We start from the raw sequence: 25,117 nt of genomic DNA, 5'->3' as shown, positions 1-25,117 counted from the left end.
GAGGGAAAACGCCAACACCTCGCGGGGCGACGGTCGGGGTATGGACGAGACGGCGGAGCGGAGCGAGAGCAGCTCCGCGGACACCGGAACAGGCGGCGCCGCGGGCCGCGGGCAAGCCGCGCTTATCGAGGGCGGCACGGAGTTCCACGGCCGCGACGCCGCGCTCCTGCGCGCGGTCCACGAGTCGGGGTCGGTCGCGGGTGCAGCCTCCGAGTTGGGTCGCTCCCGCGCTCGCGCCCTCTCGCGGATCGAGGCGTTGGAGGCGGCGTTCGGAACCCTCGTCGAGCGCCAACGCGGGGGATCGGGTGGCGGTGGGAGCCGACTCTCGGAGGACGGCCGCGACCTCCTCGACCGGTATGACCGCCTGCAGGCCGTGCTCGCCGCGACCGCACAAGTGCCGGAGACGGTGCTCGACGGGACGGTCGCGAGCGTCGACGGCGAGCTGGCCGACGTCAACACGCCGGTCGGACAGGTGCGCGGTCTGCACGGCGGGGTGGACAGCGCGGGCGACGGCCGCGACGGGGCGGCAGTCGGCGACGCGGTACAGGTGCGGATCGGGGCCGACGCGGTGACGATATATAAGGGAGCGGAGCGGGTCGACCCGGACTCGACGAGCGCCCGGAACCGGCTGCGCGGCGAGGTCGTCGGCGTCGAAGCGGGCGAGACGGTCTCGACGGTCCGGGTCGCGGTGGGGGAGGCGGTCTTTCGGGTGTTGATCACGGCGGAGAGCGCGTCGCGATTGGCACTCAAGGGGGGCGAGGAGGTTGCGATCCGGTGGAAAGCGACGGCGACTCGGATCGTGCCCCACGCGACGAGCGCCGTTCGCTGACGCGGGGTCAGCAACCCGTCATCGCCCCCGATGCGGACCGTGGCGGCGCTCGGAAGGGTCGCGAGCCCACGCCGAACGGCTCGGCGCTTATCGGGTTCGCGCTCGTTTCCAAGCCGCGTACAGCTCTACCGCTGCAATCAGACTGATCACGACGCCGGCGGCGATCATCAGCGTGTCCGGATCGATGTCGTCCATGTGGATACATCGGGTCGGTAACGTGTAATCGTTTGGCATACTCCGGAGTTGGACGGCGACGGACTGTTCCTGCTTACCGTGCGAACGCTTGCTCCGTGCGACTGCGATCCGTCGGAATAGTTCTCACACTGTGAATGTGATCGAACCAACAGGAAGTATCTTCCCTGTCCGGGCCCAACTGGACATGTGAGCGACTCAACAGACGATGCGACGGTCGAAACGGTAGAGGGAATCGGTACCGACGGGCTCAGCCCCGCAGTGTTGGCATCGGTCGGCTCGGTCGCCCTCGCACTGTACTTCTACTACGTGCGCGGCGACAAACAGCGCGGACAGTTCGTCGGCTTCTGGCCCGTGACGATACTCAGCCTCGCGTCGTACTTCAAACTGGAAGAGATCAAGCAGATGCTGGCGTCGAGCGACGAGTAACTCGTACAGCACGTCCGGGAATATCGACGCCGGACGCGACGACTGCGGACGTTTTTGGATCGAGGAGACGGTCCAGTCACTTCCCCCAGAAGGGGTCCCGTTTCCGCTTCGTTTCCAAGTACGCCGCGAGCGCCTCGCGTTCGTCCGCCGGGATGTCCTCTTTCAATTCCTGCTCGAGGATCTTCGCGTGCTTCTCGGGGATCTCGATCCAGAGCGTGTCGCCCTCCTCGATATCGCGCCCGACCGTAGGCCCGTCGATGGCGATGCTGACGCGCTCGCCGGCGCGCGCTTCGTCGACGTCGTCGCCCTGCTTTTGAATCCCGGAGAGCTGGCCGACCCGCTCGAACTCGTTGCCCTCGAACTGCCCGACGTTGCGGTTGTTCTGCACCGTGCCGGAGATGATCTCGACGCCGACGACCGCGGGATCGTTCTGCCGGAACGTGTGGTCGGGGAGGATGCGGAAGCGCGCGGGACGGACGACCTTGTCCAGCACCGTCTCTTGTTGGGCGCGCTGTTTCTCCTCGACGTACGTCTCGTACTCGTCGATCAGCTGGTAGATGACCTCGTCGGTGAACAGCTTCACGTCGGCGTTTTCGAGCTCGGTCTCGGCGTTCGCGAGCAGATCGACGTTGAACCCGAGGATGGCCATGTGCTCGTCCTGGTTCGCTGTCTCGGCCACGGCGATGTCGCGGGGCGCGATGTCGCCGACCTCCGCGCGCAGGATGGGAACCTCCGCCTCGCGGAGCGCGTTCGCCATCGCCTCTAGGGAGCCGAGCGTGTCGGCCTTGACGACGACGCCGTTGTCGGCGGTTTCCACTTCGATCTCCGCGAGTTCGGCTTTCACCTCCTCGACGACTTGGTCGACCGAGTTGTCGCGGACGACTCGCACCGGTGCGCCCGCCATCGCCCGGTCGAGGTCGGGCGCGGCGATCTTCACCCCGGCCGCGGCGCCGACCTCTCCCACCTTCTCGAACTTCTTCTCGGTGCGGATCTCTTCGAGGGGCCGCGGCTGGAGCAGCGCGCGGATCTCGGTGACGATCGGCTCGTCCTGGCCGCCGACGACGATCTGGTCGCCGTTGCGGACCACGCCGTCGTACACGACCGTGTCGATGGTGGCGCCGAAGCCGCGCTCGTCTTTGACCTCCAAGACGGTCCCCTCGCCGGCCCCGAAGACATCGATTGCCATCTCCTCTTTCATAAAGCGCTGGGAGAGGCCCATCAAGACGGTGAGCAGGTCGGGGACGCCCTCGCCCGTGATCGCCGAGAGCGGGACGACGCCGATGTTCTTCTGGAAGTCTTGCACGCGCCAGTAGAGGTCCGCCGAGAAACCCGCGTCTGAGAGCTGGCCGATGATCTCGTAGAGGTTCTCGTTGAGCATCGATTCGGCGCGCTCCGACTGCGCCTCCAGGCTCTTCTGTATCGGCTGGCCGTCCTGCGGGTTCCAGCCCGGCGTCGTGTCCACCTTGTTGGCGGCGACGACGAAGGGAGTTCCCGTTCGACGGAGGATATCGATCGCCTCCTCCGTCTGCGGCTGGAAGCCGTCGTTGACGTCGACGACGAGCACCGCGATGTCGGCGAGCGCGCCACCGCGGGCGCGCAGCGTCGAGAAGGAGTGGTGGCCGGGCGTGTCGATGAAGAGGAGCCCGGGCAGATCGAAGTCGGTCGGGTCGATGAGCTCGCCCGCCATCCCGGAGATGGTGTCGAGCGGGATATCTGTCGCCCCGATGTGTTGGGTGATCGAGCCGGCCTCGCCCTCGCTGACGGCGGAGCCGCGGATCGTGTCGAGCAGGCTGGTCTTGCCGTGATCGACGTGGCCCAGCACGGCGACGATCGGCGTCCGAAGGGTGTCCGCGTTTGTGTGGTCGGTCATCAGTGATCGCCCCGAAAAGGTCGGTTATCTACTGTTCCACCCGGACGTCAGTTAAGCCTTTCAAAATGCGCCCGTCCCGAATCCGAGGAGAGCGACAGTGGTCAACGAGAAAACCGATCGCCACGGACCGGTGCGTGCGTCACGCGTCCGACGCCCCCGTGGAGTTTAAGACCGTTGCCCCGGACGATGTGGGTATGGTCGATATCCTCGCGGAGAACCTCTCCGGAAAGGCGGTGATGAGCGCCGACGGAACGGAGCTCGGGGACCTGTACAACATCACGATGGACCTCAAGTCGGGTGAGCTCTCCGACCTGCTTGTGAGCCCCCACGAACACCTCAGCCCGGAGCGTTCGGGCTTCGACGTCGACGAGATGGGCCGTCTGAAAGTACCGGTTGCGAACGTGCAGGCGGTCAAAGACTACATCGTCGTCGCCCGCTGATGGAAGTTCTCGACACCTCGGCGTTCATTCACGAGTACACCACCGACGACACCGTCGTCTCGGTGCCCGAAGTGCACGAAGAGCTCACCGGCGGCGGAGCGCTCCGCTTCGACGCGATGGAGGGCTCCGGGATGACGATCCACGTCCCGGCTCCGGAGGTCCTCGACAACGTTCGGCGCGCCGCGCGCGGGTCCGGCGACGCCGCGGAGCTGTCTGACACCGACACCCGGCTGATCGCGACCGCGCTCGAACTGAGCGCGACGCTGGTCACCGACGACTACGCGATGCAAAACGTCGCCGAGCGGCTCGACATCACCGTCGAAGCCATCGCCAGAGACGGCATCTCCGAGGAGCGCGAGTGGCAGTTCCAGTGCGTCGGCTGCAACCGGACCTTCGACGAGAACAAAGAGCGGTGCCCGATCTGCGGCAGCGATCTGACGCGAAAGAACCCGGCGTAGCGCGAACCAGAGCGTCTTTTGCTTGGCTTTCCACCGCCCGCTAGTCCGCCGACTCCGGTTCAGCCTCGGGATCGCTGGACGGACTTTGAGGCGCGTCCTCAGCGATGACTTCTCGCGTTCCGTCGTCGTCGACCTCGGTCTGGTTGTGCGCCTCCCCCGGGAGCGCGGCGGTGAGCCTGTCGGCGTCGAGCGGGAACCGGTCGCGAAGCCGCCCCGCGACCGCGTGCGCCTCGGCGATCTCGACTTCGGCGACCGCCCGAACGAGCGCGGCCGCGCGCTCCGCTCGGGCCTGTCGCCACGACTCCTCTCGCGACTGGTACGTCCGAATGGCACGGAGGAACTCCACCTCCGAGAAATCCGGCCAGTACGGCGCACAGAAGTAGACGGCCGCCTCGTTGCCGTTGGCGTGCCACGGCAGGAAGTTCGAAGTGCGCTCGTCGCCGCCGGTGCGCACGATGAGGTCGACGTCGCGGACCGGCCGGTCGTACAGCCGCTCTTCGACGGTCTCGACGTCCACCTCGGCCGGGTTGAGGTCACCGGCGTCAACGTCGCGAGCGATCGCCGTCGCCGCGTCGAGGAGTTCGGTTCGGCCGCCGTACGCCAGGGCGACGTTCAGCGTGAACCGGTCGTTGTCCGCGGTGCGCTGCTCCGCGTAGTCGACCGCGTCGCGAACGCGCTCCGGAAGGCGACCGATGTCGCCGATTGCACGGACGCGGACCCCCTGCTCGTGGACGCGGTCCGCGTCGGCGAAGTCGCGAAGCTTGGTCTCCAACAAGTCGAACAACGGCCCCAGCTCTTCGTCCGGCCGCTCGAAGTTCTCGGTCGAGAACGCGTACAGCGTCAGCTCCGCGACGCCCAGGTCGGCACACCAGTCGAGGACGCGCTCGGTGGTGGCGGCGCCGGCGCGATGGCCGTCGGGCGCGTCGTCGCCCCGTTCGCGGGCGTACCGCCGGTTCCCGTCTTGGATGATCGCGACGTGGGTCGGCACGTCCTCGATCTCCCGGCGGAGGTGCCGGAGGTACGCGCGTTCGGTGAGGTTGCGGAGGCGATTCAACATACATGAGGAGCGACACGACCGAGAGGTATGTACTTTTATGCTCTAACAGGTCATGATACCGCCGATGGACGCCGCCTACGTCTTCCGCGTCGAGTTCCGTCTCGATCCTGAAGGCGCCGCCGTCGACCCGGAGCGATTCGAGACGATAATGGAGGTTCGCGCGGCGGGTCCGGGCGACGACGGGTGGCTCTTCTTCCGCGATCGCTTGTGGCGCGGCGAGATCGGCGACGAGCCGTCGTTTCGGCGGCTGGCAACGGACCGACTCGGGGTCGAGGTCGTCGCCGCCGACTTCCGAGAACTCCGCACTGACCGTGAACACCTCGACGCGCTGCGGTCGACGATCGCGTCCGACCTCACCCGGTTCAACGCCGATTCCGTCGCCGAGGTCCTGCACAAGTATCTCGGGTCGTCGATCCACGTGCGGGGAGAGTGACGGTCCGCGAGTCCCGGTAGTCGGCCGCGACCGAAACGGTCGTGAGGCGTCGGGCGGAACCGTGAGTATGACGAAGTGGCTTCACAGCGGCCGTCGCCGCGACCTGTGCGCGCTGCTGTACGACGCCGGCGAGTTGCGGGCGCAGTCGCTGAAAAACCGACTCGAATCGCACTACGACCAGCGGATCGATCCGGGGTCGTTCTACGCCACGCTGACCGCGCTCATCGAGTCGGGGTTCCTCGACCGACGGACCGAGGGGATCGCCGACGTGTACGCGCTCACCGACGCCGGCGAACGTGCCCTCCTCGACCACTACAACTGGCTCTCGGACCGGATCGACGGCGGGTTATCCGACCGGCCGTCGTCGTCAGACGACAGCCCGAATCTCAAGGATTAACAAGATCGACGCGTTCAGTTAATATATGACAGTCGTCAGCGTCTCGATGCCGGAAGAGCTGTTGGAGCGAATCGACGGGTTCGCGGACGAACACGGCTACACCGGGCGCAGTGAGGTCGTCCGCGAGGCCTCTCGAAATCTCCTCGGTGAGTTCGAGGACGCAAAACTGGAGGATAGAGACCTGATGGCGGTGGTGACCGTGCTCTTTGACTACGAGACCACGACCGTCGAGGAGCGGATGATGCGGCTCCGCCACGAACACGAGGGGCTCGTCGCCTCCAACTTCCACAGCCACGTCGGCTCGCGGTACTGCATGGAGCTGTTCGTGCTCGAGGGACGCTTGGAGGACATCTCGGCGTTCGTCGGAAAGATCCGCGCGACGAAGGACACGCTCACGGTCGACTACAGCGTGACGCCGGTCGACGAGTTCGGCGCCGACAGCGACCTCGCAGCGGCGGGCGGGGACGGGGACCACCGGCACGGTCACGACCACGACGACTGATCGGGACCGACGAGTCTTCGTTTCAACTCACGCTGCGACCGGCTTCCACGTCGGCGAGCACGCCGACGAACGGCACCGTGAATCCGACGACGTAGCCGGCGAGATGCGCGAACACGTTGCTGCCGAACGGGACGAGCACCAGCGATCCGATCACGCCGGCGGCCGCGACACTCGCGCCGGTGACGTACAGCAGTTCTCGCTCCGGCGCCAAGTTGAGTCCAGCCACTCGCGGGCGCCCGACCGCGGCGTACAGTCCGACTGCAGCGAAGACGGCCCCGACCGCGAACAACGACCCCACCGCCGGGAGCGGCGGGAAGTACCCGGCGCCGCTGGGCGCGAGGTACGCGAGCGCGAGCGAGGCGAAGACGGCGACGACCGACCAACGCGGGTCGACGCCGGCGGGCGCGCCGCTTCGGTCCCGGTCGCTTTCCGCCGCCAGCGCGGCGAACCAGACGACGATCAGGTAGCCGAGCAGCGCGCTGTTCACGTCCGAGAACCCCGCGGTCGGCGCGTCTGTCACGCCCCCGAGCGCGACGATCGTCGCCCAGGCGGAGACGAGCGGCACGACCGCGAGGAACACGACGACGGCCCTGAGGAATCGCCGCCGCCAGCCGGCGACGACGGTGAGGGGGTACGCCACCGCGACGAGCAGCCAGTAGTTGACGACGTTGTCGGCGAGGTGGACCGGGTCCGTGTGAACGAAGCTCGACGCGAACGCGGTCCACAGCGCCCATCGGCTCTCGAAGACACCGTTAGTCGAAAGCGAGAGCTGCCACGCGTCGGTCCCCGGCATGAGGCTCACGGCGACGAGCAGCGCCGGGAGCGGCAGGGCGATCAGGAACAGATCTCTGGGCGGGTTCGATCGGACGGCCGCGCGGACGCTGGCGAGGAGCCCGCGGAGCGTTGGTGGGTCTCCACCCGTGCGGTCTCCCTCGGAACGCATCGCTCACGGGGTCGCCGGCCGCACCGTCTCCAGCGCCGCCGCGAAGTCGTCGCTCGTAATCGAGACCTCGTCGGCGTGGTCGTTGGCGGCCTCGCCGTGCTCGTCGGCGACGCGCTCGATCGCGATCAGGGCGGCCTCCCGGCACAGCGACGCGATCTCCGCGCCCGAGTACCCCTCGGTCTCGTCGGCGAGGTGTTCTAAGTCGACTCCGTCGACGAGGGGCTTCGAGCGGGTGTGCACGTCGAAGATCTTCCGGCGCGCGTCGCGGTCGGGCTCGGGGACCTCGATGTGGGTCTCCAGCCGGCCCGGTCGGAGCAGGGCGGGATCGAGCGCGTTCCGGCGGTTCGTCGCCGCGAGCACGACGAGGTTGGGGTTGTCGCTGGCGCGGTCGAGTTCGGTGAGAAGCTGGGAGACCACCCGCTCGCCGACTCCGGAGCCGTCCCCGCCAGCGGCGTCGCGGTCGGCGGCGATCGCGTCGATCTCGTCGAAGAAGACGATCACGGGCGCCGCCTGTCGGGCGCGGTCGAAGAGGTCCCGGACCGCCTTCTCCGACTCGCCCACGTACCGGTCGAGCAGTTCGGGCCCGGCCACCTGGATGAAGTTCACCCCGCTCTCCCCCGCGATCGCCCGGGCGAGGAGCGTCTTGCCGGTGCCGGGCGGCCCGTGGAGCAGGATCCCCGTCGGCGGGTCGGCGTCGGCGGCCTCGAAGAGCGGACCGTACGTCAGCGGCCACGTCACCGCTCGCTCCAGCTTCTCCTTCGCCCCCGAGAGGCCGCCCACGTCGGTGAAGTCGGTGGCCGGCTGCTCGGCGACGTACTCGCGCATCGCGCTCGGCTCGACGTTCGCGTGAGCCGCCTCGAAGTCGGTCTTCCCGACGGTCACGTCGTCTAGGGCCGCGGCGTCCGACTCACGAGCGCGGCGCAGCGCGGTCATCGCCGCCTCCTGCGTGAGCCCCTCGATGTCGGCGCCGACGAACCCGTGGGTCCGGCCCGCGATCCGGTCTAAGTCCACGTCGTCCGCAAGGGGCATCCGGCGCGTGTGGACGTCGAGGATCTGGCGGCGGCCGGCCTCGCCGGGGACGCCGATCTCGATCTCGCGGTCGAACCGGCCGCCCCGCCTGAGAGCGGGGTCGAGGGTGTCGACGCGGTTGGTCGCGCCGATGACGATCACGTCGCCGCGGGCGTCGAGCCCGTCCATCAACGAGAGCAACTGGCCCACGACGCGGTTCTCCACGTCGCCGCCGTCGTCGCGCTTGCCGGCGATCGAGTCGATCTCGTCGAAGAAGATGATGGCGGGCGCGTCCTCGCTCGCCCGCTCGAACACGTCCCGTAGGCGCTCCTCCGACTCGCCTTTGTACTTCGACATGATCTCCGGGCCGTCGACGGTGATGAACGTCGCGTCGACCTCGTTGGCGACGGCGCGGGCGATGAGCGTCTTCCCGGTCCCCGGCGGTCCGTGGAGCAGGACGCCCTTCGGCGGATCGATCCCGAGCCGGGTGAACACGCCCGGCTCCGAGAGCGGGAGTTCGATCGTCTCGCGGACCAGCTCCAGCTCCTCGTCGAGCCCGCCGATGTCCTCGTAGGTCGCGCCCGCGGTGTGCTCCGCCGGGGGCGCGGTCCCGTCGCCGGCGGGTCTGGCGTCGGTTCCGGGACCGTCGGCGGGTGCGGCGTCGCTTCCGGCGGAGTCGGCCCCGGTGGACCCGGCAGCCCCGTCGGGCCTGTCGGACCCGCCGGACCGGTCCGTGGAGGCGCCGCGTCCCCCCCGAGACCCGCCCTCGTCCCCGTAGGTCACCGACACGTCGGTCCGAGTCGTGACGCGCACCGTGCCCGACGGGTCCGTCTCGGCGACGACGAATCGGATCCCGCCGAGGCGCTCGACGTGAACCGCCTCGCCTTCGGTGACGGGGCGGTCGCGGAGGTCGCGAGCGAGCGCGCGCTCGACCACCTCGCGGCTCACATCGACGTCGGCGAGTTCCGCGGGCGCAGCCAGTACGAGGCGGTCGGCATCTTCGACGTCGACTGGCCCGACGGTGACGGTGTCGCCGACCTTCACGCCGGCGTTCGCGCGGGTGTCGGCGTCGATGAGAACCGATCCCTCTCGGGCGTCCGCGCCGCCGGGCCACACCTTCGCGACCGCGGTGCGCTCGCCGCGGATCTCGACGGTGTCGCCGCTGAGGAGACCGAGTCGCTGTCGGGAGGATTCGGGGAGCCGAGCGATGCCTCGACCCGCGTCCCGCTTCTCAGCGGCACGCACCGTGAGCCGGAGGCCGGCGGTGTCGTTCATACGTCTCGTTCCGGCCACTGACCCTTTACCCTTACCCGCCGCCGGACGCGCCCGCCACCGCCGACTGCGACCGATGCCGCCACCGCCGACCGCAACCCCCTTACCTCGGCCGGACCCGTCGTTCGGTATGCAACCGACAGGGCACCTCCGCGGCGACGCGGTCCACGTCGCCGGCGACGCCCGCCAGCGGTTCCACGACTCCGGCGGGTACGGCCGCCCGCTCGACGGCGACGAGATCGCGCTCTCGCGAGTCGAGGCCGCCCATCTGCTGTTCCGCGGCGACCTCTCCGGGGTCGCGATCGGAGCCGACGGCGACGGCGAAGTCGGCTTCGAGCGCTTCTTCGTCGAGTCCGCGGCCGCAGCCGACCGGTTTGCGGTGCGCTACCTCGTCTACGCCGACCTGCGCGACCGCGGTTTTTACCTCTCGCCCGCCCGCGAACCGTGGCCCGGCGGCGACGTGGACGCGCCCGACGCGGTCGACTTCGTCGCCTACGAGCGCGGCTCGACGCCCGACACGGGGAACGTCAAATACCCCGTGCAGGTCGTCGGCGAGCGCGAGTCGCTGCCGGCGGCCGGGCTCGCCGGGCGCACCCTCGCCGTCGTCGACGAGGAGTCCGACATCACGTACTTCGCGGCGACCGGCGGGGTGATTTCGGGCGCGACCGACTACGAGCCGCCCGACCGGCTGACGGGCGTCCTCCTCGCCGACCGCGTCGTCGTCTGGGACGCCCCTGAGGGGCTCTACGAGCGCGGCTTCTACGGCCAGCCGCTCACCGGTCGCGCCGCGGCGGTCGAGGGCGCGGTCCAGCTATCCTTAGTCGAGGCCGCGTCGCTGGCGGCAGACGGCGTCCTGTCGCTGTCGGCGTCGGTGGGGACGGCGGGCGACTCTCCCAGCGAGGGCGCGGCAGAGGCAGACGGACCCGCCGCCGCGGTCGTCGCCCGCGGTCGCGATGTCGAGGGCGAGCGGTTCGACCGGCGGCTCGCCGTTTATAAGCGCCTCCGCGAGGCCGACGCCGTCCCGAAGACCGGCTTCAAGTTCGGCGCCGACTTCCGGACGTACCTCGACGTGGAGACGGTCGAGGACCTGCCGCACTCCGAACACCTCGTGCGCGTCGTCGAGGGCGACCACCGCTTTTCGCCGAGAGAGCTCTCACTCGACGTGCGGCTCGCGGGCGGCGTCCGCAAGGAGATGGTGTTCGCCCTGACGGCGGTGGAGGGTGGCGACAGCGGCGGCGGCAGCAACACGGCTCGCGACGCCGACGTTGAGTGGCTCTCGATCGGCCGGCTGACACCGTAGATCACTCGGGTGTTCAATCCTCGATCGGGACCTGTTCGTCCGTGATCTCATCGAAGGCGTCGCCCACCGCGTCGCGAAGCCCCTCGATCGGATCGGAGTTGAGAGGGATCAGTTCTACACGGTCGTCGAGTTTGAATTTCTCCAACCAGATCCTGATGTCGAGACGAACGGAAGGCCTTTTTCCCGAACGAAGCCCTCTCGCCACCTATGAGCCAGCCCTCCGGCTTCGGATCTGCGTCGAGCGCGTACGACATCTCCACGGTCGACCTCGACGACGACCGCTACGAGGTGACACAGTCGGTGGTCCGGAACAAGTACACCGTCCGCGACAGCGCCGGCGACGTCGTCTTGCGCGGGAAACAGAAGATGTTCAAGCTGAAAGAGGAGTTCCCGTTCGTCACCGGCGACGGCGACGACGCGTTCTCGGTGAAGGCGGGCGGGATCATGGACATCGCCGGCAACTACGCAATCACCGACGCGGGCACCGGCGAGGAGGTCGTCGTCCTCGACGAGGACTACTCGCTGTTCGCGGAAAACTGGACGATTCGCGACCCCGACACGGGGGAGGCGCTGGCGACCATTCGGTCGAAGAACAGGCTCTTCTCGGCGCTCCGCCATCTCGTGAGCGTCGCGAATCTCGTCCCGAACAAGTACGAGATATTCGACGCCGACGGCGGTCACGTGGGTGATATCGAGGGAAAGTTCTCGCTGCGCGACGCCTACACGGTCACCATCGACGACGCGAACGACGTGCCGAAGGAGGCGGTGATCGCCACCGCGTGCGTCCTCGACGCCTTAGAGAACAAGTAGCGACGCGCACGCCGTCCCGCCGGAAACGGCGGTTCGCGCTACGGGCGGAACTCGTCGGCGTAGTCCTCGACGAACTCGCGGACCGTTCTCGGCGGTCGCCCGAGCAGCGTCTCGATATCGTCGGTCGTCCGCCCCGAAAACCCCAGCCGAACGACCGAGTACTCGGCGATCATGAAGGCGACGAACCCGGGGGAGAAGCCGCGTCGATACATCTGCCATCCGAACGTCGGCCGCGAGGGGTCAGCATACTCAATCGGTCTGCCGAGCGCGTCCGAGAAGGCGTCGGCGACCTCGCGGAAGTCGAGCGCGGCCGGTCCGGTGAGGTCGTACACTCGGTTCTCGTGCCCAGATTCGGTGAGCACCGTCGCGGCCGCCGCCGCCACGTCGCGCGCGTCGGTGAAACTCAACACGCTGTCGCCCGCCGGGACGAAGATCTCGTCGCGGTCGACGATCTCCGGGCGGTGGATCTCGCTCAGGTTCTGCATGAACCACGAGGCGCGGAGGAACGTGTGCGCCATGCCGGTTCGCGCGAGGTGCGTCTCGATCCGACGGTGCGGGATGACCGGGAGCTTCTCCGCGCCGAGGATCGACAGGAAGGCCACGCGGCCGACGCCCACTCGGTCGGCGGCGTCGGCGAACTCGCAGACGTCGCTCACCCCGCTTCCCGGCGGAAACAGGAGGAACATCCGGTTGACGCCTGCCAAGGCCGCTCCCCACGTCTCGGGGCGATCGAGGTCGAACTCGACGTACTCCGGCTCGTCGCCGAAGCGGTCCCGCGCACCTCGTGGATTTCGCGATGCGACGCGGACCGGCGTCGAGCCGTCTACGAGCTCCCGGACGAGCGGCTCCCCGACGGTCCCGGTCGCCCCGGTGACGAGGACGCGCTCCGCCGTCCGTCGTTCCGAGCCACTCTCGCCGATCGAGACGCGTTCCATACCGGTTCGTTTGACTGCTCGTTTATAAGGGGTTCAGCTCTCGCCGTCTACTCTCCGCCGAGCTTCGTCTCGCCGACCGCGCCGTCGTCTAGGACGGATCATCCGCCGCGGTCGCCGCCCGCGGTCGCGACGCGGAGGGCGAGCGGTTCGACCGCTGGCTCGCCGTTTATAAGCGCCTCCCTGAGGCCGACGCCGTCTCGAAGACCGGCTTCAAGTTCGGCGCCGACTCCCGGACGTACCTCGGCGTGGTGACCGTCGAGCCTTCCGTCTCGGGTAGTTACGACACCGTCATCGTTTCGTCGAACAGCGCTGAGAAGAGCTTGTTTTCGGCCGCTCGGAGGTGCTGGGTGAACGTCGTCTGCGAGATGTCCATCATCGACGCGACTTCCTCGCCGGAGTGCTCGCGAGGCCACTCGAAGAACCCGGCGAAGTGCGCGGTACGCACCGCTTCTCGCTGCCGGTCCGTTAGCGTCGCCGCCAGCTGCTTCCGGAAGCCGGCCTCGGTTTGCACGTCGCGCTCACGCTCGCGCTGTGCGACGAGCGTGAGGCCGTCGTACGTCGTCTGAAGCGCGTCGACGACGGTCCGGATGTCGTTGGAGCTGGCGACGTGTGCGACCAGCGTCCCGCTCGTCCCGGTGAGCGAGAGGGATTCGATGCCCGCCCCGTACTGCGCCAGCGTCGCGACGATCGACCGCTCGTCTATCGAGAGCCGGAACAAGGACCGCTCCTCGTGGGTGTAGACGTGCTGTGCCGTGTCGATGTGTTCGGCCTCGGCGGCGTACTCGGAGACGGCCTCCGGATCGGCGTCCGCGACGGTAACGTACTGGATAGACTCCCCGCTGTCGCCGCTGACGTGCTCGACGGTGACCGAACAGTCGAGCTGTGCCGCCATGTTCGCCAACGGCTCGTCGATCCCGGACAGCTGGAACTCCAGTTCGGTGACGCTGTCCGCGGCGAGCGTCTGCTTGCTCTCGACGGCGCTGATCGCGTCCGCGACGGTCCGGCCCAACTCGGCGAAGATGTCGCGTTCGATCAGGTCGAACGCGTCGGCGTTGTGGGTCATCACGACGAGGACGCCGTACTCCGCGCCCCGGTACGCGAGCGGGACCACGACGCAGTGCGCCTCGTCGGACGTCCCCGCGAGGTCGTCGTCGATCTCGGTGAACACCGGACGGGATCCGTCGAGCGCCGCCTCGACCGGAGACGGCTCGGTGGCACACAGTGCCTCGATGTGAGCGTCGAGCGAGTCGATGTCGGTGCCTGCACACGTGCGCGGGCTGACCGTGCCGTCGACGAGTCCCCGTTCGCCGGTCCAAGCCACGTCGAAGAGGTCGGAGGACGCGAATCGTTCGCACACCGCGGATTCGATCTCGTCGCGCGTCGACGCGGCGACGAGTTCGCGGTTGGTGTCGCGGAGCACCTCGTTCGTGTTGTTCAGGAGCGCCAGGCGCTCGTTCTGGTCTTCGATGCGCATCTCGCGCTCCTTCCGTTCGGTGACGTCGCGCTCGATCGCGACGTAGCGTTCCACGTCTCCATCGTCGATAATCGGTGCGATCGTCGCGTCGATCCAGCAGAGCTCTCCCGACTTCCGGCGGTTCGTCAGCTCGCCCTCCCAGACCGACCCGGACTCGATCTGTTCCCAGAGGCCGTCGTAGAACTCCTCGTCGTGTCGTCCCGACTGCCAGAGCCGCGGGTTCTCCCCGATCACCTCGTCCGGCTCGTATCCCGTAACCGTCTCGACGGCCGGGTTCGCGTACTCGATGGTGCCGTCCGTGTCGGTGAGGAAGATCGCGTGGCCGGCGTGTTCGATGGCCTTCCGAAAGCCCCGGAGTCGCTCGTTCGCCGTCTGTAACTGCGTCTTGATGGCGTTCTCTTCGTCGACGTACTCGGAGAGGTAATACACCGTCAGCAGGGTGAGCGCGCTCACGATGAGGCCCGGGAGCTCCTCGATCCCGGTGGTCGCCGTCTGCACGGTGAGCAGCTGTCGAAGCGTCATAAAGGACAGAAGCAGCGTCAGGAAGCCGAACCGCCGATCGCGGGTCCTCGCGAGCAGCAGGATCGAGTAGCCGACGCCGAGCAGTCGAAGCCCGATCGAGAGAGCGATGATCCAGTTCATCCGACCGATCTCCTCCCCCGGCGGACCGGTGTCACCGGCCTGCCGACCGACTGTCCGTCTCGCCACGACTCGTTCATAGCCGAGAGGAGTCCGTTCTCGCTGATAACGCCGGCGGTCGTCGACGCGCGGGGCGGTACCGGTCGATCTCGGGGGCGGATCCCCCCGATCCAAACAGTATTGGTACCCGCAATATGGGGTGTGTTCGCGGGGAGAAGCGACCCAGTCTGTATTGGTATTGCCCTTTCCACCGGTGGCTACGTACATTCTCGTGTATGAGTTCGAGGACCAACCGGCCGGCGAGGGATCGACCGCTCGTCGGCGAGACGACCAGTGACGGGTGGTGGCGATGAGCACCGCTGACGACGGGGACACGCTCCCCGGCATCCCGAACGTCGGGAAGGCCGACCTCGACGCGATGGTAGAGAACGAACGGCCCGATCCGCGAGAAGAGCTCGCGGACGTCGAGGCGGACACGGACCTCGGCGTGGCGATGGCCGAAGACGCCAAGCGCGTCGCCCGTGGTGAGCTCTCCGGCGACGAGTACTGGGAGAAGTACGACGAGGCCGCGGCCGACGAGTTCGGCGAGGCGTATCAGGAGACGCCGAACCCGGCGGTCGACGCCGGCGACCAGACCGTCTCGACGGAGACGGCCGAGTCGCTGAGCTGCGCCGTCGGCTCGATGGACACGGTCTCGACGGAGTCGGCGCAGGTCGAGGGCGAGGAGTCGGAGGGCGGAATCGGCACGGGCGACGAGAAGTGGGGAATGGTAATCGACCTCCAGAAGTGCGTCGGCTGCGACTCGTGTACGGTCGCGTGCAAGTCCGAGAACCGAACCCCGCCGGGCGTCTCGTACAACGTCGTGATGGAAGAGGAACACGGCGAGTTCCCGAACGTCACGCGGACGAACGTCCCGCGCCCGTGCATGCAGTGCGACAACCCGCCGTGCGTGCAGGTGTGTCCCGTCTCGGCGACGTACAAGATGGACGACGGCGTGGTCAACATCGACTACGACCGGTGTATCGGCTGCCGGTACTGCAACATCGCGTGTCCGTACGGCGCGCGGTACTTCGACTTCGGCGAGAACTACGACGACGAGGTCGACGAGGCCGGCGAACTGACCAGCTCCGAGTACGGCGTCGACCGCGGACCGCGCGAAGAAGGGAAATCGCCGATCGGCAACATCCGCAAGTGCAGCTTCTGTACGCACCGGCTGGAGCGCGGCGAAGAGCCGGCGTGCGTCGAGACCTGCATCGGCGACGCTCGGAATATGGGAGACCTCGAGAACCCCGACAGCGACGTCGCACAGATGGCCGACTCGTCGCGCGCGTTCCAACTGAAAGAAGACGAGGGGACCGATCCCAACGTCTACTACCTTAAATAAGACAATGGCGACACAGAGTTCACGCTTCGAGTTCGATCCGGGATTCGAAGACGACCGGCTGCGCGCCGCCTGGTACGCGATCGTCGGCGTCCTCGTCGCCGTCGGCGCGTACGCGACGTACCTGCGGCTCACGGGCGGGATGGCGACGACCAACCTCACGAGCGTCGTGCCGTGGGGCGCGTGGGTCGCCTTCTACATTTACTTCGTCGGCCTCTCCGCCGGCGCGTTCCTCGTGAGCACGATGGCCAACGTCTTCGAGGTCGAGGGAATGCACAGGATCGACCGCGACGCGCTGTTCGCGGCCATCATCAGTATGGCGGTGGCGCTGTTGTTCGTCTGGATCGACCTCGGACGGATGGACCGGATGTACTTCCCGTTCCTCTGGCGCCAGCTGACGTCCGCGCTCTCGTGGGAGGTCCACGCCTACGTGGCTTATATCGGCATTCTAGTCACGGAGCTGTACTTCTCGATGCGGATCGACCTCGCGCGCGTCGCAGACCGCACCTCGGGGCTTAAAAATCGGTTCTACGCGGCGCTCGCGCTCGGTCGGCTGGACACGAGCGATGAGTCCCAAGCGTTCGACCAGCGCTGGCTCAAACGGGCCGGGATCGTCGGGATCCCGCTGGCGATCTTCATGGTCCACGGCGGCACCGGCGTGCTGTTCGCCGTCTCGAAAGCCCGACCCTACTGGAACAGCGGGCTGTTTCCGGTGATCTTCGTCATCTCGGCGCTGCTCAGCGGGACCGCGCTCGTGATGGTGGTATACGTGCTTCGAACGCGGCTGTTCGACGGCGAGTCGGTCGACCCGGATCTGCTCGACCGACTCGCACAGCTCCTGATCGGCTTCATTATCGTTGACGCCGCCCTGACCGCCATCGAGACGTTCATCGCGATCGCCAGCGTCCACCCCCACGAGATCGAGACCTGGCGGGTCATCATGTACGGCCCGATGTCTTGGTCGTTCTGGTGGTTCATGATCGGCTTCAGCTGGGTGTTCCCGATGGTCCTGCTGAGCAAGCGGTCGTGGCGGCGCACGCCGTCGGTGATGGTGCTCGCCGGACTGAGCGTCGTTATCGGGATCGTCGCGGTGCGGTTCAACATCGTCGTCCCGGCGCAGATCATGCCGGTGATGGAGGGACTTCCCCACGGGTCGTACTTCCCGACGCTCGTCGAGTGGGGAACGAGTATCGGCATGATCGGCGTCGGCCTGCTGTTGTATACGCTGGGTGCGGAGACGCTGCCGTTGACGCCGCTTACGGGAGGTGACCACGAATGAGTACTGACGATTCGGGCGAGAACGGCGCGACGGTTTCGCGCCGCGACTTCGTCAAGGCGGCCGGGAGTATCGGAGTTATCGCGGCGGCGAGCAACGCCGCGGTCGACGTCGACGTCGACGACCTGTGGACGGACGATACGCTTCACTACGTCGGGGACGACTACGGCGAGTACGGCGCGAGCGACGTGATACACACCACCTGTGGACAGTGTAACACGTTCTGTCCGATCAAGGTCCAACTCGCGGACGGGAGCGGGACCGGCGAGTACAGTTCGCTCGTCCGGAAGCTCGCCGGGAACCCATACTCGTTCCTCAACACGCAGCCGTTCTCGCAGGTGCCCTACGGGAGCGATCCGGAGGACGTGGCGATGGGCGACGTCGAGGGGAGCGGCGACGTCGACACCGACCGCTGGTCGCTGTCGGGCGGCCGGATCTGTTTAAAAGGACAGGCAGGCATCCAGACGGCCTTCGACAGCTACCGCGTCCGTCAGCCGATGAAACGGGTCGGTCCGCGCGGGTCGGGCGAGTGGAAGACCGTCTCGTGGGACCAAGTGATTCGAGACATCGTCGAGGGCGACGAGGACCTCGGCCACCCCGGGCTCAAAGACCTCTGGGGATACGCCCCGCAGGAGGCGGTGATGAGCGACTGGGAGGCCGTCCAGAACGGCGAGCTGTCCAAGTCGGCGTTCGACGAGAAGTACGCCGACGACCTCATCGACACCGACCACCCCGACATGGGCCCGAAGTCCAACCAGATCGTCGACGTCGGCGGGTTCCGCCGAAACTTCATCCGGAACCGGCTCTGGCATCAGGGGCTCGGATCGATAAACAGCATCCACCACGCCGGGACCTGTGGGTTCTCGAGCGTGATGGGGAACGTGCGCTCCCACGACGCCAAGAAGAAACGGCAGTACCCCGACATCGAGAACTGCGAGTACCTCATCGCGTGGGGGACCAACCCCATGGTCGCCAACAAGGGTCCGACGTGGCTCGCACCGAAGCTGACGAACGCCATCCAGGACGGGATGCGGATGGACGTCGTCGACCCGCGCCTGTCGAAGACCGCCGAGAAGGCCGACACGTGGGTCCCCGTCGAACCCGGCGCGGACGGGGCGCTCGCGCTCGGGATGGCGCGGTGGATCATCGAGAACGACCGCCACGACCTGACGTACCTCCAGAACCCCTCGCAGTCGGCCGCGAGCGACGACGACGAGCCCACGTGGAGCGACGCGACGCACCTCGTCCTCGTCGACGAGCCCGCGGGACCGAAGGCGCGCGCCGGCGACCTCGGACTCGTCGACGAGGACGCCGAGGCCGCCGACGACTTCGTCGCCGTCGACGCGGCCACGGGCGAGCCGCGCCCCGCGAGCGAGGTCGAAACCGCCGTTCTCGACGTCGACGTGACCGTCGACGGGACGGCGGTCCAGAGCGTCTGGAACCAGTACCGTGACCGCGTCTTCGAACACACCGTCGAGGAGTACGCCGAGATGGCCGGCGTGCCGGCCGATCAGATCGCCGAGATCGCCGACGAGTTCACCAGCCACGGCAAGCGCGCAGCGATCATGGCCTATCGCGGCCCGGCGAAGCACACGAACGGCTTCTACAACACGCGGGCGATCGCCACCCTCCAGCACCTCATCGGGAACTACGACTGGAAGGGCGGCCAGATCACGCCCTACGCGGGCTACGACACGATGTCCGGCCGGTACCAGCTCGGCTCGGTCCCGGACGGGTACTCGCCGTGGGGGATCCCCCTGCTTCGCGGCGGCGTCAACTACGAGGACACCTCGCTGTTCGACCGCGACGGCGGCTACCCGGCGAAGCGGCCGTGGTTCCCCGTCGCGCCGCCGCAGGCGACCCAAGAGCTCTACGGCAGCGCCGCCGAGGAGTACCCATACGGCGTCGAGGCGCTGTTCATCCGGCCGTACTCGAACAACCACGTGATGGCGGTCGCCGGCGGCGACGAGATTCCGGCGATCCTCAAAGATACCGACACGATCCCGCTGATCGTCGCCTCGGACACGGTCATCGGCGAAACGAGTCAGTACGCCGATTACATCCTGCCCGAGCCGACCTACCTCGAACGGTGGGAGAACTTCGGGACGTACCCGAACAAGCGGCTGGCCGACGAGAAGATCAGCCAGCCGGCGGTCTCCGTCGTCCCCAACGCGCGTCCGTTCGAGGACGTGCTCATCGAGCTGTGGTCGGAGCTCGATCTCCCCGGCGTCGGTGCAGAATCGATTCCCGACGCTGACGGCGACCTGTGGCCGCTCGAGCAAGCCGAGGACTTCTACCTGAAGCTCGCGGCCAACATCGCGTACGGTCGCGATCCGGTCGCAGACGCGAGCGAGGACGGGCTGCGCGTGTTCCGCGAGAGCCACGAGAACGGGCTCGGCGACCGGTTCGACCTCGACCGCTGGCGGGGTGCCGTCACCGACGAGGAGTGGCCGAAGGTCGTCACGGTGTTGAACCGGGGCGGCCGCTTCGAGGAGCCGACCGAGGGCTACGACGAGGCGTTCGCCGAGAACGGCCACGGCTACGACTACGCCGAGCGCGGCGACGACTCGAACGCCTACGACGGCGAGCACATGCGGTACAAGCTCGAGTCCCGCGTCGACTTCTACAGCGAGGTCGTCCCCAACGGGAAACACTCGTTCACCGGCGAGCGGTTCGACCCCCTCCCGAGGGTCGACGACGTCGAACACTACGACGGGACCGTCCAGGCCGCGGTGAGCGGCGACGACGAGCCGGAGCGCCCGCTCCGGCTGATCAACTGGAAGCCGCGGACGCAGGGGATGCACCGCACCCAGAACAGCCCGTGGCTCCGCGAGACCCGCCCGGAGAATCCCGTGTGGATCAACCCGCAGGACGCCGAGGAGCGCGGCATCGAGAACGGCGACGAGATCCGCATCGACGCCGGTCGGGAGACCGCCGACGCGGTCGCGATGGTCACGGGCGGGATCCGACCCGGCGTCGTCGGCGCGATGTGGGGCTGGGGTCGGACCGGCGACGGCGCGACGCCCGAAACGATCGACGGCGAAACGCGGTCAGCGGTCGAGGCCGACGGCCACAGCGACTACCAGTTCGACGAGCCGATGACCGAGGAGGCCGGATACGCGAAGGGGCGCGACGCCGGCTTCGCGATCAACCACATCCAACCGTTAGACGAGGAACTCGGCGACACCGGCCTCTCGGACCTCGTCGGCGGGAGCAACGCGCAGTACGACGCCTTCGTCGACGTGGAGCGGCGGTGATTCGCGTGTCCGAACACACGAACACAGACGACGACCGCGACGACGCGGCGATGGCGACGGCCCGCGCCCGCTTGTACGGGCTGTTGGCCGCGACCTTCGACGGAGAGACGGAAACGATCGCCGCCGCGCTCGACCGGGGAGTGTTCGCGACCGTCGCCGACGTGTTCCCGATCGACATCGAGACGGTGGACCTGCGCGGCGACGGCTACGACGCCGACTCGCTGGCGATCGGGTACGACAACCTGTTCGTCGTCCCCGGGACCCACTACGCCCCGCCGTTCGCGTCCGCTCACGCGGTCGATCCGAGCGAGGCGTTCGAGTCCGACTCGCGGCATCACACCGCCGGAGAGGCCGGGGAGCTCCTCGGAGACCCGGCCGCCGACATGGCGAAGCTGTACGCCGCCGCCGGGTTCACGCCCGAGCGCGGCGATGACATTCCGGACCACATCGCCGCCTGCTTCGAGTTCATGCGCGCGCTCTGCGAGCGAGAGGCGGCGCTCCTCGAAGGCGATGGAAGCGAGTCGAACCTCGATGCGGTCCGCGAACTCCAGGCCCGGACGCTCTCCCGACTGGGGTGGATCGACCGGTTCGAGGAGGCCGTCGCGAGCCGCGACACCGTCGAAGGCGTCTTCGCCGCGATCGCCCGTCTCGCCCGGACGTTCACCGCGTGGGACGCACAGGAAGTCGCACAGGCCGACGAACAGCCGTCCGAAACAGCACCCTCGTAACTACACGACAGATGACAACAACAGACATCTCAGACGCAGACCTCCGTGATCGCCTCCGCGCCGTCGACGACCCGGCGCTCGGTACAGACATCGTCACCGCCGGACTCGTTACCGACATCACCATCGACGACGGGACCGCCGCCGTCGAGCTCGCGCTCGGCGCGCCGCACGCGCCGGACGAGGCCGCCATCGCGGAGCGCGTCCGCGAGGTCGCCGACGACGCGGGGATCGACGTCGAACTCTCGGCGAACGTGCCGCTGTTCGACGCCGCCGAGTCGTCGGTCCTGCCCGGCGTCAAAAACGTGATCGCCGTCGCCTCCGGGAAGGGGGGTGTCGGGAAGAGCACCGTCGCCGTCAACCTGGCCGCCGGCCTCGCCGACCGCGGGGCGAAGGTCGGGCTGTTCGACGCCGACGTGTACGGCCCGAACGTCCCGCAGATGCTCGGCTCCGACACCGATCCCGACATGACGACCGTCGACGGCGACGACCGGATCGAACCGCCGACCGCCCACGGGCTCAAGCTGATGAGCGTCGGCCTGCTGATCGAAGACGACGACCCGGTCGTCTGGCGCGGTCCGGTGGCACAGAACACGCTCACGGACCTCTTCGAAGACGTGTCGTGGGGGTCGCTGGACTACCTCGTTGTGGATCTCCCGCCCGGAACCGGCGACGTCCAGCTGACGGTGCTTCAGAACCTGCCCGTCACGGGAACGGTCGTCGTCACGACCCCCCAGTCCGTCGCCGTCGGGGACACGCGCCGGGGCGTTCAGATGTTCGGCGAGTACCAGACCAACGTGCTGGGCGTCGTCGAGAACATGAGCGGCTTCGTCTGTCCCAGTTGCGGGGACACGCACGACATCTTCGGCGAGGACGGCGGTCGAACGCTCGCCGACGCGGTCGACGTCCCGTACCTCGGATCGCTGCCGCTGGACCCCGCGATTCGCGCGGGAGCCGACGACGGTGAGCCGATCGTGTCCGGCGACGGCGACACCGCGGCGGCGTTTCAGGACCTGGCGGCTACTGTCGCGGATAAGGTCGGAGTCCTCCGACGACACCACCAGCGGCAGGATTCAGGCTCGGACTGAAAAATCGCAGTGAGATCGGCCGAACGGAACCGCCGCCGATCGGTCTCGGAGCCTACTCTCCGCCCAGTTTCGTCTCGCCGACCGGATCGTGGCCCTCGATGACTTCGGTGCCGCCCATATACGGGCGCAGCGCCTCGGGGACGGTGACGGTGCCGTCGTCGTTCTGGTAGTACTCCAAGATCGCGACGACGATCCGGGGGACCGCGAGCCCAGAGCCGTTCAGCGTGTGGAGGAACTCCGCGGACTCGTGGTGTTCCTCGCGGTAGCGGATCCCGGCGCGACGCGCCTGGAACTCCTCGAAGTTCGAGACGGAGGAGACCTCCAGCCACCGGCCGCCCTGCTCGGGCCCCTCGTCCATGTCGTCGGCGGGCGCCCACACCTCGATGTCGTACTTCTTCGCCTGCGTGAACCCGAGATCGCCGGTACACATCTCTAAGATGCGGTAGGGTAACTCGAGGCGACGCAGCACCTCTTCGGCCTCGTCGACGAGGCCCTCGAAGCGCTCGTCGCTCTCCTCGGGTCGGACGAAGTTCACCATCTCCACCTTGTTGAACTGGTGGACGCGGACGATCCCGCGCGTCTCGGTGCCGTGCTCGCCCGCCTCCTGCCGGAAGTTCGGCGTGTACGCCTGGTACTTAAGGGGCAGATCCTCGCCGAGGAGGATCTCGTCGCGGTGGAGGTTCGTGACGGGCACCTCCGCGGTCGGGAGCAGCCAGAGGTCGTCGTCGTCGTACGCGTCCTCGTTGGTCCCCTCGACGCGGTAGGCGTCCTCGGTGAACTTCGGGAGCTGACCGGTGCCGCGCATCGATTCGGAGTTGACCGGGATCGGCGGGAATACGTCCGTGTACCCCTGCTCGCGGTGCACGTCGAGCATGAACTGGATCAGCGCGTGCTCTAACCGGGCGCCGTCGCCCTTCGCGACGTAGAAGCCGCCGCCGGCGACCTTCGCGCCGCGCTCGAAGTCGAGGATCTCGAGGTCCTCACCCAGATCGTAGTGCGGCTCCACGTCGTCCGGGAGCTCGCGCAGGTCGGAGAACCCCTCGCGGCGCCGCTCGACGTTCTCCGACTCGTCGGCGCCGACCGGCACCGAATCCTGGGGAATCTGCGGAAGTTCGAGCAGGGACTCCTCCAGATCGGCCTCCAGCTCGTCGGCGCGCTCCTCGATCGCTTGGAGTTCCGTCTTGACCTCCTGTGAGCGCTCGATCGCTTCCTGAGCCGCCTCCTCCTCGCCGGCCTGTTTGAGGTCGCCGATCTTCGAGGAGACCTCGTTGCGCTCGTGCCGGAGGTCGTCGCCGCGGCTCTTTAGCTCTCGCCACTCCTCGTCGACGTCGAGTATCCGGTCGAGGTCCACGTCGACGCCCTTGTTGGCGAGCGCCTCGCGGACGACCTCGGGGTTCTCCCGGACGAACTGTCGAGATAGCATTTATCGGGAGTTCCGCGGGGCGACCCAAAACCGTATCGGAGCGTCGGCAGCGTCGCATCCGAGCTGTGTCATCCGATATTGCGTCTGAAAAATGTCAACGGAGCCTACAGGGGTTACTGTGGTCGGTTTGGGATCAGAGGATGAACGTGACGACCGCGAGCACGACGAAGATGATGACGAGCCACTTCGCGATGCTCATACTGATTCCGGCGACGCCGCTGGCGCCGAGGACCGCCGCGACTAACGCGAGGACGAGGAAGAGAATCGCCAGTCCGATCAGGTCCCCCCCGAACTGTAGGGGCGTAGCCATGACTCCGCTGTGAATCGCCTGTGTTACACTCATACGTGAACCTTCACCTCCCACCTGTTTAGTTAACAGTGCCGTATCGGCCGATTGCGAGGGTTTCCGCGTCGGATTGGGACGGAAGCGACTATCGCTTCAACACCCGGCCGGCAGCGCCATTCCGACGGCCAGCGCGTCCCCGAAGCCAGCGACAGGCACCGCTTGCCGGGCGCGGTCGACGCCCTCGTTGCGAGCGCCCCGCGGGCGACCCACAACCGTATCGGAGCGTCGGCATCAGTTGGCACGGGAGTACGTCACTCCTGCCAGTCCGGGTTCGTCCGCGGCGGCGAGAAGATGTCGTAGCCGACGACGGTCTCGTCGCCGTCGTTGCGCGCCGCGTGCGGCTCGTCGCCCGGGATCACGTAGGTGTCTCCCGCCTCGACGACGCGGTCCTCGCCGTCGACGACGAAGGTGATCGTCCCCTCGGTGATCACGCCGACCTGCTCGTGGGGGTGGTCGTGTTTGGGGACCTCGGCGCCGGGATCGATGACGAACCGCTGGATGCTCGTCTCGTCGCCGGCGGCGCCCTGCGTGAGGAACACGCCGTCGACCGCCTCGGTCGCCTCGACGTCCGCGTCCGGGAGTACGTCCATGGCGGATGCGGGACTGCGAGGGGCTTAAACCGGGGTGATCGGA

General features: G+C 67.7%; 23 protein-coding genes and 2 pseudogenes. 15 read left to right on the top strand and 10 right to left on the bottom strand.

Features of this window, described 5'->3' with window-relative positions:
• The first annotated feature begins 40 nt into the window (after positions 1-40).
• Both ACNS88_RS00900 and ACNS88_RS00895 read left to right on the top strand, forming a co-directional pair.
• Positions 41-829: a TOBE domain-containing protein gene (locus ACNS88_RS00900; protein WP_435092996.1), complete on the top strand. Its 789-nt coding sequence runs from the start codon at positions 41-43 to the stop codon at positions 827-829.
• Positions 830-1,210: 381 nt separating this feature from the next.
• Complete coding sequence (locus ACNS88_RS00895) at positions 1,211-1,450, top strand: hypothetical protein (protein ID WP_435092994.1); 240 nt, start codon at positions 1,211-1,213, stop codon at positions 1,448-1,450.
• Between the two features lie 76 nt (positions 1,451-1,526).
• Here ACNS88_RS00895 and infB read toward each other — a convergent pair whose 3' ends face one another.
• The gene (infB, locus tag ACNS88_RS00890; RefSeq protein WP_435092992.1) at positions 1,527-3,320 is read right to left on the bottom strand and encodes a translation initiation factor IF-2; all 1,794 of its coding nucleotides are present in this window, start codon (positions 3,318-3,320) and stop codon (positions 1,527-1,529) included.
• A gap of 194 nt (positions 3,321-3,514) precedes the next feature.
• Here infB and ACNS88_RS00885 point away from each other — a divergent pair, with 194 nt between their 5' ends.
• Positions 3,515-3,760, top strand: coding sequence for a PRC-barrel domain-containing protein (locus ACNS88_RS00885; protein WP_008848114.1), 246 nt, complete (start codon positions 3,515-3,517; stop codon positions 3,758-3,760).
• On the top strand, positions 3,760-4,218 hold the full coding sequence (locus tag ACNS88_RS00880) for an NOB1 family endonuclease (RefSeq protein ID WP_435092990.1): 459 nt from the start codon (positions 3,760-3,762) through the stop codon (positions 4,216-4,218). The genes ACNS88_RS00885 and ACNS88_RS00880 overlap by 1 nt, the downstream gene beginning before the upstream one ends.
• Before the next feature lie 40 nt (positions 4,219-4,258).
• Here the strand turns inward: ACNS88_RS00880 and uppS are convergent, their stop codons facing one another.
• Positions 4,259-5,275, bottom strand: a complete 1,017-nt coding sequence (gene uppS / locus ACNS88_RS00875; protein WP_435092988.1) for a polyprenyl diphosphate synthase — start codon at positions 5,273-5,275, stop codon at positions 4,259-4,261.
• A 64-nt stretch (positions 5,276-5,339) separates the two neighbouring features.
• Here uppS and lwrS point away from each other — a divergent pair, with 64 nt between their 5' ends.
• The 3 genes from lwrS (at position 5,340) to ACNS88_RS00860 (ending at position 6,607) form a co-directional block, all read left to right on the top strand.
• On the top strand, positions 5,340-5,708 hold the full coding sequence (gene lwrS, locus ACNS88_RS00870; protein WP_435092986.1) for an LWR-salt protein: 369 nt from the start codon (positions 5,340-5,342) through the stop codon (positions 5,706-5,708).
• Between the two features lie 67 nt (positions 5,709-5,775).
• Positions 5,776-6,105: a PadR family transcriptional regulator gene (locus ACNS88_RS00865; RefSeq protein ID WP_435092984.1), complete on the top strand. Its 330-nt coding sequence runs from the start codon at positions 5,776-5,778 to the stop codon at positions 6,103-6,105.
• Positions 6,106-6,130: 25 nt separating this feature from the next.
• A complete protein-coding gene (locus tag ACNS88_RS00860) occupies positions 6,131-6,607 on the top strand; it encodes a CopG family ribbon-helix-helix protein (protein WP_435092982.1) in 477 nt (158 codons plus the stop codon).
• Positions 6,608-6,629: 22 nt separating this feature from the next.
• Here the strand turns inward: ACNS88_RS00860 and ACNS88_RS00855 are convergent, their stop codons facing one another.
• Together ACNS88_RS00855 and ACNS88_RS00850 are read right to left on the bottom strand one after the other, a co-directional pair.
• Positions 6,630-7,550, bottom strand: a complete 921-nt coding sequence (locus ACNS88_RS00855) for a hypothetical protein (protein WP_435092980.1) — start codon at positions 7,548-7,550, stop codon at positions 6,630-6,632.
• Between the two features lie 3 nt (positions 7,551-7,553).
• Complete coding sequence (locus ACNS88_RS00850) at positions 7,554-9,833, bottom strand: AAA family ATPase (protein WP_435092978.1); 2,280 nt, start codon at positions 9,831-9,833, stop codon at positions 7,554-7,556.
• Between the two features lie 127 nt (positions 9,834-9,960).
• On the opposite strand from ACNS88_RS00850, the gene endA reads away from it, so the two are divergent.
• Entirely contained in the window at positions 9,961-11,130 is a 1,170-nt protein-coding gene (gene endA / locus ACNS88_RS00845) for a tRNA-intron lyase (protein WP_435092976.1), read from the top strand.
• A 13-nt stretch (positions 11,131-11,143) separates the two neighbouring features.
• On the opposite strand, the pseudogene ACNS88_RS00840 reads toward endA, so the two are convergent.
• A pseudogene (locus ACNS88_RS00840) lies at positions 11,144-11,263 on the bottom strand (AbrB/MazE/SpoVT family DNA-binding domain-containing protein); the annotation flags it as partial.
• Positions 11,264-11,337: 74 nt separating this feature from the next.
• Here ACNS88_RS00840 and ACNS88_RS00835 point away from each other — a divergent pair.
• Entirely contained in the window at positions 11,338-11,940 is a 603-nt protein-coding gene (locus ACNS88_RS00835) for an LURP-one-related family protein (protein WP_435092974.1), read from the top strand.
• Positions 11,941-11,978: 38 nt separating this feature from the next.
• On the opposite strand, the gene ACNS88_RS00830 is transcribed toward ACNS88_RS00835, so the two are convergent.
• The gene (locus ACNS88_RS00830) at positions 11,979-12,875 is read right to left on the bottom strand and encodes an NmrA family NAD(P)-binding protein (RefSeq protein ID WP_435092972.1); all 897 of its coding nucleotides are present in this window, start codon (positions 12,873-12,875) and stop codon (positions 11,979-11,981) included.
• A 98-nt stretch (positions 12,876-12,973) separates the two neighbouring features.
• Between ACNS88_RS00830 and ACNS88_RS00825 the strand changes: the two are divergent.
• Positions 12,974-13,135: pseudogene (locus tag ACNS88_RS00825) on the top strand (tRNA-intron lyase); the annotation flags it as partial.
• 17 nt (positions 13,136-13,152) lie between these two features.
• On the opposite strand, the gene ACNS88_RS00820 reads toward ACNS88_RS00825, so the two are convergent.
• On the bottom strand, positions 13,153-15,057 hold the full coding sequence (locus tag ACNS88_RS00820) for a bacterio-opsin activator domain-containing protein (protein ID WP_435092970.1): 1,905 nt from the start codon (positions 15,055-15,057) through the stop codon (positions 13,153-13,155).
• 280 nt (positions 15,058-15,337) lie between these two features.
• Here ACNS88_RS00820 and ACNS88_RS00815 point away from each other — a divergent pair, with 280 nt between their 5' ends.
• From ACNS88_RS00815 to ACNS88_RS00795, 5 genes are read left to right on the top strand one after another with little or no spacing between them, the layout of a single operon-like run.
• Positions 15,338-16,372, top strand: a complete 1,035-nt coding sequence (locus ACNS88_RS00815; protein WP_435092968.1) for a 4Fe-4S dicluster domain-containing protein — start codon at positions 15,338-15,340, stop codon at positions 16,370-16,372.
• A 4-nt stretch (positions 16,373-16,376) separates the two neighbouring features.
• A complete protein-coding gene (gene nrfD, locus ACNS88_RS00810) occupies positions 16,377-17,648 on the top strand; it encodes an NrfD/PsrC family molybdoenzyme membrane anchor subunit (RefSeq protein ID WP_435092966.1) in 1,272 nt (423 codons plus the stop codon).
• Positions 17,645-20,902 (top strand): molybdopterin-dependent oxidoreductase, encoded by a 3,258-nt coding sequence (locus tag ACNS88_RS00805; RefSeq protein WP_435092964.1) that lies wholly within the window; start codon positions 17,645-17,647, stop codon positions 20,900-20,902. Before nrfD ends, ACNS88_RS00805 begins: the two co-directional genes overlap by 4 nt.
• A 5-nt stretch (positions 20,903-20,907) precedes the next feature.
• Entirely contained in the window at positions 20,908-21,630 is a 723-nt protein-coding gene (locus ACNS88_RS00800; RefSeq protein ID WP_435092962.1) for a TorD/DmsD family molecular chaperone, read from the top strand.
• Between the two features lie 11 nt (positions 21,631-21,641).
• Positions 21,642-22,715 (top strand): Mrp/NBP35 family ATP-binding protein, encoded by a 1,074-nt coding sequence (locus ACNS88_RS00795; RefSeq protein ID WP_435092960.1) that lies wholly within the window; start codon positions 21,642-21,644, stop codon positions 22,713-22,715.
• Between the two features lie 52 nt (positions 22,716-22,767).
• Here ACNS88_RS00795 and serS read toward each other — a convergent pair whose 3' ends face one another.
• The 3 genes from serS to ACNS88_RS00780 all read right to left on the bottom strand — a co-directional run bounded on the left by serS (position 22,768) and on the right by ACNS88_RS00780 (position 25,074).
• Complete coding sequence (gene serS, locus ACNS88_RS00790; RefSeq protein ID WP_435092958.1) at positions 22,768-24,138, bottom strand: serine--tRNA ligase; 1,371 nt, start codon at positions 24,136-24,138, stop codon at positions 22,768-22,770.
• A gap of 133 nt (positions 24,139-24,271) precedes the next feature.
• On the bottom strand, positions 24,272-24,481 hold the full coding sequence (locus tag ACNS88_RS00785; protein ID WP_435092956.1) for a DUF1328 family protein: 210 nt from the start codon (positions 24,479-24,481) through the stop codon (positions 24,272-24,274).
• 254 nt (positions 24,482-24,735) lie between these two features.
• Positions 24,736-25,074, bottom strand: a complete 339-nt coding sequence (locus tag ACNS88_RS00780; RefSeq protein ID WP_435092954.1) for a cupin domain-containing protein — start codon at positions 25,072-25,074, stop codon at positions 24,736-24,738.
• Between the last annotated feature and the right edge of the window lie 43 nt (positions 25,075-25,117).

The organism is Halorubrum shenae (assembly GCF_051194165.1).
Lineage (GTDB): Archaea > Halobacteriota > Halobacteria > Halobacteriales > Haloferacaceae > Halorubrum.
This window is presented reverse-complemented; position numbering and strand designations above follow the sequence as displayed.